Below are 13,923 nucleotides of genomic sequence, written 5' to 3'. Positions count from 1 at the left end.
GGTGCGTTGCATGCCCCAAAATCAACAATCACATCGTAAAGATGAACATATTTCACTCGCGGAAAAATATTATCATGCCGCTGAACCGAATGCGTTTGACCAAGTTCGACTTCGCCATGACGCCCTACCCGAAACGGATGTCGCCACCATTGAGACAACCGCAACTGTAGGTAAATGGCAGTGGCCTTTCCCGCTATATATTGAAGCCATGACCGGGGGCTCAGTACAAACCGGGGCCCTCAATGCTCGGTTAAGCAAAATTGCGGCGGCTACCCACTTACCCATGGCGACCGGCTCACAAAGTGTCGCGATTAAGGATGCTAGTCTCGCCCCAACTTTTAGTTGTGTTCGCGATAACGATCCACATGGGTTAATTTTTGGTAATCTCGGCGCCGGTCATTCACTAACGGCAGCCCAAACGGCCATTAAGATGTTAACCGCGGATGCTCTTGAACTACATTTGAACGTTGTCCAAGAACTCGTCATGCCTGAAGGGGATCGTCGCTTTAAATGGCTGACTAACATTCAAGCGATCACCGCCGCCCTGCCGATTCCAGTGATCGTTAAAGAAGTGGGCTTTGGGATGTCACGGCCGACGATGACCAAGCTCTATCAAGCCGGGGTTCGTTACTTAGATCTAGGTGGTCACGGTGGCACTAACTTTGCCGACATTGAAAATCGCCGCCGCCCACAACGGGAAATGAGCTATTTAAGTAGCTTTGGCCTGTCGACAGTCGAATCACTATTAGCCGTCCAAGACCATCCCGCTGATCTGACTATTTTAGCGACCGGTGGCATTCGAACACCTTTAGATGCCATTAAAGCGCTGATTCTCGGCGCCGATGCCGTGGGAATGGCTGGCGTCGTCTTGCATGAAGTCTTGCATCACACGGACGCTGAAGTCATTCAGTGGTTGCAAGACTGGCAAGCTCAGTTTAAATTATTGATGGCGTTGGTTGGTGCGACAACGATTGCTGATCTACATCAGATGACAGATAAGTTGATTTTATCGCCTGAACTATTAGCCTACCAAACAACATTAAAAAAATAACACATGCAAAAGCGGCTTCCAAACAAGTATCAGGAGGCCGCTTTTCATGTGTTTATAACCATTTACATCAAGAAAAGGGGCTAAATTTGAAATTGATTTTTTAAAATAATTCAAATCATTTAATTAGAATGTATCATTTGCAGTGTCTAATTTGGCTACTTCAGCGTACAATCAGTATCAAGCAAACACATAAAAATCAGAGGTGTCAAAGTGGACTTTAAAGACGTTCGACAAATGATTAATGAGTTGAAAATGATTGCAAATATAACCCCTGGTGAGGCGATCGCTGTACCTGTAAAAAATGACAAGACTTGTATTAATTTACATGGTACAAACTATGATTACTTATTCGACTTAAATCGAAAAGGACATCGCAAACCCAAGTGCACCTACCAGTTACGTGATGCCAATGCTAAAAGTAAAATTTTATTTCGAATCGACTTAATTGGCCGCCCACATCCCAATCCGGCCGGTGATTATGCTTACGCAGATAAAACACTCGACTGTCCACATGTCCATTTAGCAGATTTCCCAGTATACGGTATCGCAGTTGCTTTACCGTTAGATTCTCCAGAAGTTCATATGAATCTAAGTCCAAGTGACATCAATAACTTAGTTAAATGTTTAAAAGTAACCTTTGAACGCTTAAATGTTGCTAATCGCACCGACTTCAAATACAATTTGGAAGACGATATCTTATAAGTCCATTGGAGGTGGTAGCCATGCATATCAGTACACAGTCTTTGCAACAGGCCTATTTAGATTGGGCAACACAAAAACAGACTTTTGAGACTAAAGCCAATTTTACAACGATTCGCACGCCCTTTGTAGATATGTACCACGATACGATTGAACTTGTTATCGAGTACCAAGCAGGACAATATATCCTAAGTGATGATGGTTATACACTTGATGAACTAGATACCTTAGATTTACGGTTAGGTTCTGGTCGGGCTTCAAAAAAAAGGCAAGCTTATTTTAACCAGATCTGCTTGAACTTTGGCATTCAGGTTCACCAAGGGGAACTACAAATTAGATTTACGGACCTCACGACCATACCACAGAAACAATTTCAATTAGTACAAGGCATGCTTCAAATTATGGATATGCTTCAGACTTCTCGTGATCGGGTTTCAGATTACTTTTTAGAAGATATTAGAAATTACTTTTTTGAAAAAGAACTTAGCTTTGTCGAAGATATGAGTTTTCAAGGTCAGACCGGTAATATGATAAATTTCAATTATATCTTTGGGAAAAAATCAATTAACGATAAAGCCAAAGCCATCAAAGCGGTTAATCATCCTAAATCAACCGCCTACGAATCTCCTTTAATGGGCATCATCGATGTACGCGACAGTCGTCCAGATACGGATTTCTATGTATTAGCTAATGATACCGAAAGTATCTCGGATAAGTTTATTAGTTCTTTCGAGAACTATTCGATTCCTGTTTTACAATGGTCCAAGCGAGATGACTGGATTAAAACATTTAAGCCGTCATAAGTCTTTAAAAATTTTGTTTATCAAAGTAGACCGTCCCAAACCGAAAAGATTGGTTTGGGGCGGTCTACTTTGGAAAATTTGACGCGTTTCCTATGTCCTGTTTTAAGCTATCGAATCATTTAATAGCCTCATCGTTTTATATAACTTGCTGGCATCAATCCTAATTACGGTCATATGCCCAAACAGCTAACGGCGCAAAAATCAAAACAATCACCACATCAACCCCTAGCACTAGCCCGGCTTCGTGCGTCCAGCTCCCAGTCGCCAAGATTTGCCGAATCGCCGTAATCACATAGGTCACGGGATTCAAATGTGCGATCACTTGCAACGGCTTCGTTAACGAATGAAGTGGCACAAACGCATTTGACATGAATGATAGCACTAACATGGCAATTAACGAAAAACTTTGGACGGCAGAAGCACTCTTCGCCAACAACCCCACTAACGCAAACAGCCATGACAAGGCCCAGCCGGTAAAAATCGCTAATAAGGCAATCACGATAATCCAGCCAAACCCAACAGCTGGTCGCCACCCCATCAGATAGCCCGTCGTCAATGACGTTATCGTGGCAATCACCAACCGTAAGCTGTCGGCAAACAGTTGCCCCGCTAACGGTGCGATATGCGCCATCGGTAATGATTTGAAGCGATCAAACACGCCCGAATCGAGATCTTCTCTGATTTGTGGTCCCGACCCCGAAGCCGCTGATAACATGGTTTGCATTAAAATCCCCGGCACAATCGTTGGTAGATAAGCTTGAACCCCGCCGGCAATCGCCCCACCAAATAAATAGCCAAACATCAGCATAAACATCACCGGTTGGACAATAACATCCATAAACCGATCTGGATTATGCACCGTCTTCAATAAATTACGATAAGCCATGGTGGCCGTATTCATGATTAAACTGCCATTGTGTTTTTGTACATCCATCTTGCATCCTTCTTTCTTAATTCTTACCGACCGTTAAATCCATAAAGACATCATCTAATGACGGCTCCTGGACAGCTAACTGGGTGATCTTAATCTTGGCCTGGTTGAGCATGGTTAAAATCGTATTCAACTGGTTGACCTGATTCAGTCGCATACTTAATGCTGAGTCGGTCTGCTGGATCTGTCCCACTTGAGGCGTTAATAATTGAACTGCGGCGGTAATTTGTGCAGTCTGACAAACCTTAAATGTCAGCTTAGACCCACCGATTTGCTGCTTCAGTTCAGCTGGTGTTCCCATTTTCACCAACTTACCGTGATCAATAATGGCTAAATGATCCGCTAGTTGGTCCGCTTCATCTAAATATTGGGTCGTCAAAATAATCGTTGAGCCTTGCTTAACCAGCCGCCGAATCGTGTCCCACATCTGTGTCCGGGTCCGTGGGTCTAAGCCAGTCGTCGGTTCATCCAAAAAGATCAGTGTGGGGCGCGTAATCAAGCTAACCGCTAAATCCAATCGCCGCCGCATTCCACCAGAGAAATTTTTTAACGCTTTATCAGCTGAATTGACCAGTGAGAATTCGTTCAATAATTCAGTGGTTCGTTGCTTGGCATCTGATCGTGATAAACCATTCAATCGGGCAAAAATCATCAAATTCTCACGCGCCGAAATATCTTCATCAACGGAAGCGTATTGACCAGTCAAGCCAAACATTGATCGTGCCAAGCGCCCTTCTTTAACTGTATCGTGACCAAAAATCATGACCTGACCAGCATCCGCCTTCAATAATGTTGTCATCATTCGTAACGTGGTCGTCTTCCCCGCACCATTAGGACCCAGTAACCCAAAGACTTCGCCGGGTCGGACCTTGAATGACACATCATCAACCACTGTTTTTTTTCCAAACTGCTTCGTCAAGTGACTAACTTCAATTGCATTGATTGCTGCCATATTAATTCCCTCTTAAGTTTTGTTTTTTTTAATCAGGTCCCCCTGACTAAAAATATAATAAGGTCCCCTGACTATTTTGTCAATCTTTTTTTCAAAATCTAGCGGCGCTGTATCTCGTTGTCGAGTATAATGGCTGTAAGGGAGGCGTTCAGATGCCTAATTTAAGTAAACAAAAAAACGTCGCCGGCAAACTGATTGAATTTGGTATGGTCCGCCAAACGGCCGATGAGATTACTCACCGTCGTCACCAAAATAAAGGTGAGCACCAATTACGGTTTCAAGGCCAGGGTAAGATTCTCTTGGCCTTGGCACAGACAGACGGTCAGTCCCAAAAAGAACTAGCGACCCGCCTTAACTTAACCGCACAATCAACTGCCGAATTCGTCAACAAACTCGTAAAAAAACAACTAGTTACTAAAGAAAAGTCCACGGCCGATCGTCGTAAAACGATTATTCGCCTGACCGATTCGGGTCGGCAAACGGCCGCAACTGAATCAGTCAAAGTACCTGAGTTTCTAAATGCCTTAACTGATACCGAACTTGACCAATTCGCAACTATTTTGACAAAGATCAACGCTAGTCTTTATGATGAAATCAACACCTACAACCCAAGCTGGCATACCAAGTTTCAACAAACCGTGGCTGATACGTTACGCGACTGGTTTCTTTAATTTGGGACAACAAAAAATGCGATCAATCCAACTAAGGACTGATCGCATTTTTAAGATGATTAACACCACTACAGCTGAACTAGTGTATCACCCCGCTTAAAATAGAGCCGCTGCTAAGCTAGTTAAACAAACATTCGCGCCACTGACTATTTTAGTCAATACTAGTTTAAACTAGCATTAACTGGAGGTGTCGACCATGTTCACTTGCGAAAATTGCGGCAAACCTTTACAAAAACGGGATAACGCCTATTTTTTAATGCAAGTTCCGTCACGATCACTCGCTGAACTGCAGACTTTTTTGAAAACTAACGCCGTGGTTTATTGTCCAGAATGTCTGGAACTCATTTATCGACGTAGCCCATCACATCAAGATCAACCAACCGTTTAAACCCAAACTCATGCGACCAACAAAAAAGCTGCGACCCTTATTTAGGGCCGCAGTCATTTTGCTTATAAACTGGTATTTTCATCAGTGGCTAAGAAGCGCAGCCCTTTCGGAAAGAAGTTCTTCACCGTGTGACCGACGATTTTACCGAAACCAACCGGTAAGCCATCACAAGTTAAAGCGGCAAACCCATTTTTCCCGGCCTGGTCGAGGTCAAAGGTCTCACCATGGACATACTTTTGCCATTGTTTAATCGTTATCGCAACTTTCGGCAAAGGTAAATCATCACTTGCGAGTGCTAAGGCATAACTCGGTTCGAAACGTTTCTTTTTAAACGTTCCCAGCTGAATCCCTGGTCGAAAGACTTTTAACCGGCGCGTCACCGGCATCATTTCGGGGACTCCGTACAATTGGTCACCATGTACTTGTAAGGCTAAGCTAGGTAACTCTGTCACATTCAATTGTTGTTGCGCTTGTGTCCATAACTGGCGCTCGCTAGGCTTCAAGCTATCACGAACAGTCCGTAAGTCTTTGACTTTATCCGCTCCGCGATAGACTAACTTCGCAATAAAATGTCCCTCGCCCCGCATCAAATGTGGGAATAATCGCGCCGCCTTTTTCAATTCTGGGTTGCCATCTGCCCACTCCGGCTTAGCATCGACCATCCCAGCGACCTTTTCAATCGGTTCTAATTCAAAGTCCGGATACGTTTTAAGCAACCAAGCCATCATCTGTTCATCTTCTTCGGGCGCAAACGTACACGTTGAATAGATCAGATGACCCCCGGGCCGCATCATTTTAACCGTTTCCGTTAAGATTTCGCGTTGTCGGGCCGCACATTCCGCGGGGTAATCCACATTCCAATATTGCATTGCATCCGGGTCTTTACGGAACATCCCTTCACCCGAACACGGCGCATCTACTAAGATTCGGTCAAAGAAATGTGGAAAGGCTTTGGCTAGGTGCGCGGGGGTCTCATTCGTAATCACCGTATTTCGGGCACCATAACGTTCGACATTATCCCCTAAAGCGGTCACCCGTTTCGGATTAATCTCGTTAGTCACAAGTAATCCAGTTTGCTTTAAATAGCTTAGCAAATGAGTCGTCTTACCACCGGGCGCGGCGCATAAGTCTAAGACGCGTTCATTTAGTTCCGGCCGAGCGACCTCGCCAACGGTCATGGCACTCGGTTCTTGACTATAGACAGCCCCGGCTAAATGTTCGAGCGCATTGCCGTTCACTTTGCCATAATACCCAATCTTGCTATAGGCAATGGGATCAGTCATCTTTGCTTGCATTGCGGGTGTCACAAGCTTGTTTGGATTGACCCGAAACCCTTTTTCAACGGGATCATCAAATGCCGCAAAAAAAGCGGCCGCTTGATCACCTAATAAAGCTTGATATTTTGTGATAAATTCTGCTGGTAACTGCACATTTTTTCCTCCTCGAAAATCATTTCTTAACTAGGTTACCATACTTTTCCCACCGCCTGACACGTTATGATTCGCCTTTTTTCAGAAAATATGCTAAATTGTAATGACTAAGCTAATCTGGATAATTGAGGTGACTTTTGGAATGGAAAGAAAATTAATTGCGTTAGATTTAGACGGGACGACTTTAAATGCCGCCTCTCAACTTAATTCGGCCACTATCCAAACAATGCAGCGCCTGCAAGCGGCGGGCCACATCGTCAGTATCATCACTGGTCGGTCGTACCAAGGCTCACAACATATTTATGATGACTTGCACTTGAACAGCCCGATGATCAACTTTAATGGGTCGCTTGGTCACCTCCCACATCAAAGCTGGGATTCCGAATATCAGTTTACGTTAAATAAAGCGGTCGTTTTAGCCTTGGTCAAATATCGTGAACAATTGGGCATCAACCAGATCATTGCCGAGAACAAGACCAGCACCATGACCGCGGGGCAAGATATTGTCGCTGGCAAGTTCTTTCCAGAAATTGCGGATAGTCCGCGGTTAACTCCCGAAACCTTAACACGCAACCCCAACTCGCTCGTCTTATTAGTCCAACTCGACCGGCGTTCCGCCATTGTTGATTGGATTAATGACCATTTCGGTGAAGTCGTGGATGTTGGTGTTTGGGGCGGACCTGATGCCATCTTAGAAGTCACCTCAAAGGGTGTGCACAAAGCTAAAGGGGTGGCCTACTTAGCTGACTATTTCCACATCAATCGGCAAAACGTGATTGCGTTTGGCGATGAACATAATGACTTAGAAATGTTGCAATACGCCGGGCTGGGCGTCGCTATGACTAACGGCACCGACGCCATTAAATCAATTGCAGACGATGTCACCACTTATGATAATGATCAAAACGGGGTGGCTCGTTATTTAACACATTATTTTGGTATGGCTGAATAACCGCATTCAAATAGGGCCCAGAAATTTTAAACGAATTTCTGGACCCTATTTTTGTCGTCAAAAAACAGCTTTTGTTTAGACGTGGTATCGATGCGCACGATACCAACAAGCGAGGCCAATGCCACCGCTAGCAGTCACAATCGCGGCACCAGTCAAATTGACTTTCAGTAGTCGGGCTTGTTTCGTCTGTGGCAGTGGTCGTACCCGACTGTCGTCAATTTCCAAGGACGATTGCGTCACGGTGGTTCTCACTGGTCCCGCCAAGCCGGCAGCCACCACCGTTCCACTAGTCCCCAATAACAGCAAGCCAGTGGTAATAACCGCCAATAACCAATGATTTTTCATACTAGCCCCTCCATTCACAGCGTCACCAACCTGAATTAGTCTCAAATTTACCGCACCGCTTGCTAAATGAAAAGGAAAGTTTCTCATTTGTTAACCTGCCGAATACAAAAAAGATGGCCGACTGAATCAGGCCACCCTTTAATGCTTATGTTTTAATCGGTTCAAGTCCGCCTGTAATTGATCAACCTTAGTGGTTAACTGGTCGATTTTTGTCAGTAATAAGTTCACCTCAGTTGAGGTTACGGTGACTTCGGCTTTCTCCGCTTGTTGCGTATCAGTGGTAAAGAAATCCGTAATCGTACTCGTTAACAACCCGATAAACCCAATCCCACCGAACATTAACCCTACAGCGATCACTTTGCCAACCGGGGTATGTGGCGTATCATCACCATAACCGACCGTTGTCGCCGTTGTAATCGCCCACCAGAGCGAGTCTGATAAGCTTTGATGCTCGAAGACAGAAAACAATAAGGCACTCAGGACAATAATTGCAATACTGATCGAGAATAAATAGATAAACCCGGTGCTATAAATAAAGCGATGAAAATCATGCGTCCACTTGCCATCCCAACCGAGTCGATAGAAGAGATGATGGTAGCGGATCAACCGTGCCAAGCGTCCTAACCGGAATAACGCAAATACTGGATGCATCGGGATAATCCCTAACAAATCAAAGGCGGAATGAATTAAAAACGTCTTTCGATTAGATGTTGTGGCAAAACGACTCACATAGTCAACCGCGAAAACACCTAATAGGGCATCCGCAATGTGCTTTTCAAACTGCCAATCGCCCCAATGAAACGTCAGTAAAATCACATTGACTACTGACCACAATGTCAAGATTGTCACGATAACATGATAGCACATGATTAATCGTGTCCATTTATGCTTTTTCATTGGCTCACACCCCATCACTTTAAGTTTAATTATAATATAGTCTGAATATAAACTGATTACTAGTCCTAAAATCAAGATAGCTATCAGTTCAATAACTTGCTAGTGACAATTAACTATTTGAAGCACCCAAATATTAGCTAACATCTATGTATTTTACGCCAACCGAGCGTTAATAACTGCTAAGTTTTATTAACACTTTCGGTTGACGCCATGACCATTTAGCTTGGCCAAAATTCAATCCAACAATACAATAAACTTTCCTGACTAGCCAATCGCTGACACAACTTTTGCCGTAGCTGAACCGTATCTATAACAGTTAACTGTGGTGCGACTTGAATTGCGAGTTCCAAAACAATACTATCGCCAACATAACGCCCATGAACGGCCTTAATCCCCTGAACGCCCGGCACTGTTAAGATTAGTGCCGCAATGCCAACTTGTCTCTCAGGATCAAAACCATTTGACAACTTAGCCGCGCTGCGACTTAAAATCTGTCCACCAGTCCAACAAATATAACCACCCAACCCCACCGCGCTTAATGTATCAATAAGCGGCCAGTGTGTCACCATGGTCAGACACAACGCCAGCACCGTCACCCCAGACGTCACCGCATCGCTAAAGTAATCCTGCGCCGAGGCCAGCAACGCTGAATCTGAAAAACGTTGTCCTTGCCAATGATTCAAACCCGCTTCAACTAATAAGATCACCGCAGAAGCCCCAGCTGGATACAACACTATCCCACTCAACGTGCCACGACCCAGTTGCCAGACTGACCAAGTCTGACGCAAGGCTAACCAGATACAATTAAGCCCGACCAGTACCATTGACAATCCCGATAAAAAGACCGCTAACGATTCAAATTGCCAGTGTCCTTCCACATGATAGGCATCGCTCGGTTTGGCGGCAAAGTGCAAACCAACTAATAACAGGATTGTCGCAAAACTACCCGTCACATTATTTTCACCATCGGCAAGTAACACTGCTGCATGTGTTTGCCAACCAACCAGCAACTCAATCCCCGCAATTAGCACATACAATCCTAGATTCAAGCTGAGCCAATGCTGGGCACGCTTTATCTTCATCCGATTAGCAGCGGTAGTCGTCGCTGAGATCAGTGGCCCAGAAAGCCTTATTTTTGCCATGGTGCGTTACTGGCCCGGCTGTTGCCAAGCCACGATGGTCGCTAAATCTTGCGGGGACAAGCTACGACTACGTAAAAATACCCGATAGGCCGTCACAACATCCACTGGTTCCGCTTGCTGCAACCAGTAGCTTAAAATCGTCATGATATTTTGGATAATCAACTCTCGTGCCAACGTTCCGGTAATTAATTGTTCTGGCGCCACGACAGTCGTCTGTTCAGCCGTGTCCCTCACCACTAAAGTCGCAATCACATCATGGATTTTAGGCAGCAAAGCTGAGTCCGGACACTGCATGAGACTCGTCACAGTGGCACGCTGGGCCGCCAAATAAACTAGCATTGCGTAAAACGCATTATCCTGTTCATCCGCCGATAAAGCCGTTAACTTTGGCTTGGAGAACTGACCAAAAATCGTTGTTAACGTCTGAATCAGTTGATCTTCACACGCCGCTAGTAAATCAAATTTATCCAGATAATACCGATAAAAGGTCCCCCGAGCAACCTGGGCCGTCGTTAAGATATCCCCAACTGTTACCTGTTGAAATGCCTGCTGCTGTAATCTCGCTATCAATGCTTGTTGCAACCGCCGTTTTGTCTTAAGCGTACGATCATTTGTCTGATTCATCATCTTCCACAACCTCCCAATCATCAAATTGCCGTTGATGAATCTTTAAATAAAACTTAAAGATAATCAATAAATTAACCACTACTAATATGCTAGCCATAACGATGAGATCAGTTCCAATGCCACCGCCTAATGAAATCGCGTGCCGCAAGCCATCAATCAAATAGGTCATCGGCAAATACGGCGTTAAGCGACTGGCAAAACTGCTCGTCAATTGGACTGGATATAAACCAGCCGACGCCGACAATTGTAAGACTAAAATAATCGTCACCAACCAGGTTCCAAAACCACCTAACCAAATTTGCAAACCAAAAATAATCGTTAGAAACATCAAACTGCCTAATAACAACAAGCTGAATAAGTCACCATTAGATTGAGCTTTCAGCCCGATGCCCCCACGCAACACACCGTATAGCAACCCAGCTTGCAAGCCACTAACAAGCCCAACCACTGAACACTTACTGCTCCACCAAGCCACACTACTACGGGGTCGCCGATAGGGCGTAACCGCATCAAACATTGTCCCAACCGCAATCCCACCAACAAATAAACCAATGGCAATCGCAAATGGTGCCATGCCCGTACCATTATTGGGAACGGGCGCTTCATCCGTCAATTTAGTCTGGACTGGATTGGCAATGACAGTCGCATTTTGCGTCCGTGTTTGGACCGCGTTTAACCGTTGACCACTTGCCGCTAACTTAGCGGCCGCAGTCTGACTACCTAGTTGCAACCGGCCCGCCCCTTGAAGGCCAAATTGTGTACCGGTCTGCAGTTTGACCGCCCCACTAGCCAATTGACCTAGTCCTCGACTGAACGGCCGCATACCTAAATTAGCCGCTGCATGGTTATCTAACTGTGACAAGCCATCCGATAGCTGCTGTTCGCCAACCAGCGTTTGCTGTTCACCCGTTTGTAACTGACCGGCACCTTTAGCAAGCTGGGCATCACCAGCACTAGCAGTCTGCAACCCATGCTTGACGCCGGCTAAAATCGTCAATAATTGCTGTGTGTAAAGCTTGGTCACTTGCGCTGCCACTTTGGATTCAATCTTAGCGGCCGCCCCAGTCGTCATTTTTGACACAATAAAATTACGGCCGGAGCTAATCCGATAATCAATCATTAACCGTTGCGGATGCGCACTTAACAGGGTGGTTGCATGCGCTGAAAAATCACGCGGAATCGTAACAATCATATAGTAACGACCCGTTTTCAAGCCCCGTTCAGCCGTTTGGCGGCTAACTTCATGATAGTCGAGTGTATCGGATTGCTTGAGATTCTCAACCAATTGTCGCCCGATTGCTAGCTCGTGACCATGATCACGCTGACGTTGATCATGATTAACTAGTGCCACCGGAATATCTGCTAATTTACCATACGTGTTCCACATTGATGATAGATACAACCAGCAATAAAGTGCTGGGATTAACGCAATCGCGACCAGCACGATAATCATCCCATGATCATGCCATAAATGCTGCCATTCACTTTTAAACATTGCAACCCCTCCTCGTCTTAACTAGATGCGATGTTCAATATCGTAGTTTAGGCGGGGCCGCCGACAACTTCAATAAACAGCTTAAGCGTTTTTGTCTAACTTTAAGTATAACGGCTACCCATTATCATGGATGGTTAAGAACAATCAGAACCAATATTAAGTGTCCAAACTAAAAAAGGACCTCGAATGCACTCATTCGAAGTCCTAAAGCTTATGGTTGATACGCATTAATCGCTTGGCGCCGACTTTGCCATGGCCAGGCTTTCACGACCCCAATCATCTTACGCTGGGGAACAAATCCCCAATAGCGGCCATCACTAGACACGCTACGATGATCACCCATCACAAAGTAATGTCCTTTGGGAACCCGATTGTTTTTCGGTTTAGCCGATAACTGCCAGTCCGGCTGATCATGCGCCAAACTCGTTAGGGTCCACCCTGTCACTTGACCATGCGAATTGGCCATGTATGTCCCGGTTGTCTGCTGGAAACTACTTTTGAGGTAAGTCTGCTTGATCAACCGATGATTAACATATAATTGGCCAGTTTTCGTATACGTCACCGTATCGCCAGGCATGCCAATCACTCGTTTGACGTAAACGGTGTTCGGTGTCGTGGCATCCGGACTCACCCCATGAGCATCAAAAACGACCACCGAACCAGCCTTGATCCGACCAGTTTTGAACGCCACCACCCGTTCGTTATTTTGTAAGTTAGGCTGCATCGATTTGCCATCGACCCGCACCATGGTAAACCAAAATTGACGGATCAACATTGCCAATCCTAATCCAAAGATGATCGGTAAAATCCAACTTAAGCTACTCTTGATTATTTTCACTAAAATTCTCCCTTAATTCCGTATAGTGCGTATATTATACTTTAATGTTCAAGTAAAGACAGCTATAATCATTAGAAAATAATTACGTCTAATTTTAAGTAATTTTTAACTGCAAAATCAACGTTAAACCAGTATACTATATTCATTGGAGGTGTTCCATAATGATCAACATTAAACCGGTCTCAGAACTACGTGATTATAATAAGATTTTAAAAGAAGTCGCACCCAATAAGCCAGTATTCTTAACTAAAAATGGTTACGGAAAATATGCGGTTGTCGATTTAGATGAATACGAAAAGATGAAAGCCGGGCTTGAGCTACTTTCACAATTAAAGCAAGCAGAAAAAGGGCCTTTTTACGATTTTAACACCATTTCTAAGGAGCTGCTTAGTTGATGAAAAAATATCACTTAGAAATCTCAGTAGACGCTCGTCATGATTTAACTAATTTGAATCAGTATCTGTCTAAGAATTTCGATTCGAGGTCAATTACAACTGCCCACAAGAAAATTATTGACCATTTACGACTCTTAGAAGATTTCCCACAAGCTGGTCAATCATGTCGCAATCTACTACCAATTCTTGATGGTTATTTTTACTTACAGATCTCTAAGTCCATTTTTTTCCCCGGATTTAAAATTGAAGTGCAACACCCGGTAAGGTACACAAAAAGGTCATGGAGACCTATACTTTAATCACCACG

16 protein-coding genes are annotated in these 13,923 nt (G+C 44.6%); 7 read left to right on the top strand and 9 right to left on the bottom strand.

Annotated elements, in window-relative coordinates; all coding sequences use genetic code 11:
• Positions 1 to 10 precede the first annotated feature (10 nt).
• The 3 genes from fni to FFM77_RS08650 all read left to right on the top strand — a co-directional run bounded on the left by fni (position 11) and on the right by FFM77_RS08650 (position 2,553).
• The gene (gene fni, locus FFM77_RS08660) at positions 11 to 1,051 is read left to right on the top strand and encodes a type 2 isopentenyl-diphosphate Delta-isomerase (protein ID WP_137635376.1); all 1,041 of its coding nucleotides are present in this window, start codon (positions 11 to 13) and stop codon (positions 1,049 to 1,051) included.
• A gap of 210 nt (positions 1,052 to 1,261) precedes the next feature.
• Positions 1,262 to 1,753 carry a DUF6978 family protein gene (locus tag FFM77_RS08655; RefSeq protein ID WP_137635375.1) on the top strand — a complete coding sequence of 164 codons (492 nt, stop codon included), beginning with the start codon at positions 1,262 to 1,264 and terminating at the stop codon, positions 1,751 to 1,753.
• A gap of 20 nt (positions 1,754 to 1,773) precedes the next feature.
• Positions 1,774 to 2,553, top strand: coding sequence for a DUF1828 domain-containing protein (locus FFM77_RS08650; RefSeq protein WP_137635374.1), 780 nt, complete (start codon positions 1,774 to 1,776; stop codon positions 2,551 to 2,553).
• 160 nt (positions 2,554 to 2,713) lie between these two features.
• Here FFM77_RS08650 and FFM77_RS08645 read toward each other — a convergent pair whose 3' ends face one another.
• Both FFM77_RS08645 and FFM77_RS08640 read right to left on the bottom strand, forming a co-directional pair.
• Positions 2,714 to 3,487 (bottom strand): ABC transporter permease, encoded by a 774-nt coding sequence (locus FFM77_RS08645; RefSeq protein WP_137635373.1) that lies wholly within the window; start codon positions 3,485 to 3,487, stop codon positions 2,714 to 2,716.
• A 16-nt stretch (positions 3,488 to 3,503) separates the two neighbouring features.
• Positions 3,504 to 4,436: an ATP-binding cassette domain-containing protein gene (locus tag FFM77_RS08640; RefSeq protein ID WP_137635372.1), complete on the bottom strand. Its 933-nt coding sequence runs from the start codon at positions 4,434 to 4,436 to the stop codon at positions 3,504 to 3,506.
• A gap of 152 nt (positions 4,437 to 4,588) precedes the next feature.
• Between FFM77_RS08640 and FFM77_RS08635 the strand changes: the two genes are divergently transcribed.
• The gene (locus FFM77_RS08635; protein ID WP_137635371.1) at positions 4,589 to 5,107 is read left to right on the top strand and encodes a MarR family winged helix-turn-helix transcriptional regulator; all 519 of its coding nucleotides are present in this window, start codon (positions 4,589 to 4,591) and stop codon (positions 5,105 to 5,107) included.
• 450 nt (positions 5,108 to 5,557) lie between these two features.
• Here FFM77_RS08635 and FFM77_RS08630 read toward each other — a convergent pair whose 3' ends face one another.
• Positions 5,558 to 6,925: an RsmF rRNA methyltransferase first C-terminal domain-containing protein gene (locus tag FFM77_RS08630; RefSeq protein ID WP_137635370.1), complete on the bottom strand. Its 1,368-nt coding sequence runs from the start codon at positions 6,923 to 6,925 to the stop codon at positions 5,558 to 5,560.
• Between the two features lie 142 nt (positions 6,926 to 7,067).
• Between FFM77_RS08630 and FFM77_RS08625 the strand changes: the two genes are divergently transcribed.
• Positions 7,068 to 7,877, top strand: a complete 810-nt coding sequence (locus tag FFM77_RS08625) for a Cof-type HAD-IIB family hydrolase (protein WP_137635369.1) — start codon at positions 7,068 to 7,070, stop codon at positions 7,875 to 7,877.
• 75 nt (positions 7,878 to 7,952) lie between these two features.
• Here the strand turns inward: FFM77_RS08625 and FFM77_RS08620 are convergent, their stop codons facing one another.
• The 6 genes from FFM77_RS08620 to lepB form a co-directional block, all read right to left on the bottom strand.
• Complete coding sequence (locus FFM77_RS08620) at positions 7,953 to 8,222, bottom strand: hypothetical protein (RefSeq protein ID WP_137635368.1); 270 nt, start codon at positions 8,220 to 8,222, stop codon at positions 7,953 to 7,955.
• A gap of 138 nt (positions 8,223 to 8,360) precedes the next feature.
• Positions 8,361 to 9,119: a potassium channel family protein gene (locus FFM77_RS08615; RefSeq protein WP_137635367.1), complete on the bottom strand. Its 759-nt coding sequence runs from the start codon at positions 9,117 to 9,119 to the stop codon at positions 8,361 to 8,363.
• A 218-nt stretch (positions 9,120 to 9,337) separates the two neighbouring features.
• Positions 9,338 to 10,261: a cation diffusion facilitator family transporter gene (locus tag FFM77_RS08610; RefSeq protein WP_137635366.1), complete on the bottom strand. Its 924-nt coding sequence runs from the start codon at positions 10,259 to 10,261 to the stop codon at positions 9,338 to 9,340.
• A 6-nt stretch (positions 10,262 to 10,267) separates the two neighbouring features.
• Entirely contained in the window at positions 10,268 to 10,888 is a 621-nt protein-coding gene (locus FFM77_RS08605; protein ID WP_171001588.1) for a TetR/AcrR family transcriptional regulator, read from the bottom strand.
• Positions 10,869 to 12,383 (bottom strand): YhgE/Pip family protein, encoded by a 1,515-nt coding sequence (locus FFM77_RS08600; protein ID WP_137635364.1) that lies wholly within the window; start codon positions 12,381 to 12,383, stop codon positions 10,869 to 10,871. The genes FFM77_RS08605 and FFM77_RS08600 overlap by 20 nt, the downstream gene beginning before the upstream one ends.
• Before the next feature lie 211 nt (positions 12,384 to 12,594).
• Positions 12,595 to 13,221, bottom strand: a complete 627-nt coding sequence (lepB, locus tag FFM77_RS08595; protein ID WP_137635363.1) for a signal peptidase I — start codon at positions 13,219 to 13,221, stop codon at positions 12,595 to 12,597.
• A gap of 161 nt (positions 13,222 to 13,382) precedes the next feature.
• Here lepB and FFM77_RS08590 point away from each other — a divergent pair, with 161 nt between their 5' ends.
• Together FFM77_RS08590 and FFM77_RS14305 are read left to right on the top strand one after the other, a co-directional pair.
• On the top strand, positions 13,383 to 13,616 hold the full coding sequence (locus FFM77_RS08590; protein ID WP_137635362.1) for a type II toxin-antitoxin system prevent-host-death family antitoxin: 234 nt from the start codon (positions 13,383 to 13,385) through the stop codon (positions 13,614 to 13,616).
• Positions 13,616 to 13,915 (top strand): type II toxin-antitoxin system RelE/ParE family toxin, encoded by a 300-nt coding sequence (locus FFM77_RS14305; protein ID WP_137635361.1) that lies wholly within the window; start codon positions 13,616 to 13,618, stop codon positions 13,913 to 13,915. The genes FFM77_RS08590 and FFM77_RS14305 overlap by 1 nt, the downstream gene beginning before the upstream one ends.
• Positions 13,916 to 13,923 lie beyond the last annotated feature (8 nt).

Origin of the sequence: Lactiplantibacillus songbeiensis (genome assembly GCF_005405125.1) — a bacterium.
GTDB lineage: Bacteria > Bacillota > Bacilli > Lactobacillales > Lactobacillaceae > Lactiplantibacillus > Lactiplantibacillus songbeiensis.
Note: the sequence above shows the minus strand (reverse complement) of the source record. Positions and strands in the feature narration are given on the sequence as shown.

Coding starts and splice junctions, on each gene's coding strand:
- FFM77_RS08650 (WP_137635374.1), top strand. CDS start 1,774: ATGCATATCAGTACACAGTCTTTGCAACAGGCCTATTTAGATTGGGCA.
- FFM77_RS08600 (WP_137635364.1), bottom strand. CDS start 12,383: ATGTTTAAAAGTGAATGGCAGCATTTATGGCATGATCATGGGATGATT.
- FFM77_RS08645 (WP_137635373.1), bottom strand. CDS start 3,487: ATGGATGTACAAAAACACAATGGCAGTTTAATCATGAATACGGCCACC.
- FFM77_RS08640 (WP_137635372.1), bottom strand. CDS start 4,436: ATGGCAGCAATCAATGCAATTGAAGTTAGTCACTTGACGAAGCAGTTT.
- fni (WP_137635376.1), top strand. CDS start 11: ATGCCCCAAAATCAACAATCACATCGTAAAGATGAACATATTTCACTC.
- FFM77_RS08615 (WP_137635367.1), bottom strand. CDS start 9,119: ATGAAAAAGCATAAATGGACACGATTAATCATGTGCTATCATGTTATC.
- FFM77_RS08605 (WP_171001588.1), bottom strand. CDS start 10,888: ATGATGAATCAGACAAATGATCGTACGCTTAAGACAAAACGGCGGTTG.
- FFM77_RS08620 (WP_137635368.1), bottom strand. CDS start 8,222: ATGAAAAATCATTGGTTATTGGCGGTTATTACCACTGGCTTGCTGTTA.
- FFM77_RS14305 (WP_137635361.1), top strand. CDS start 13,616: ATGAAAAAATATCACTTAGAAATCTCAGTAGACGCTCGTCATGATTTA.
- FFM77_RS08635 (WP_137635371.1), top strand. CDS start 4,589: ATGCCTAATTTAAGTAAACAAAAAAACGTCGCCGGCAAACTGATTGAA.
- FFM77_RS08625 (WP_137635369.1), top strand. CDS start 7,068: ATGGAAAGAAAATTAATTGCGTTAGATTTAGACGGGACGACTTTAAAT.
- FFM77_RS08590 (WP_137635362.1), top strand. CDS start 13,383: ATGATCAACATTAAACCGGTCTCAGAACTACGTGATTATAATAAGATT.
- FFM77_RS08610 (WP_137635366.1), bottom strand. CDS start 10,261: ATGGCAAAAATAAGGCTTTCTGGGCCACTGATCTCAGCGACGACTACC.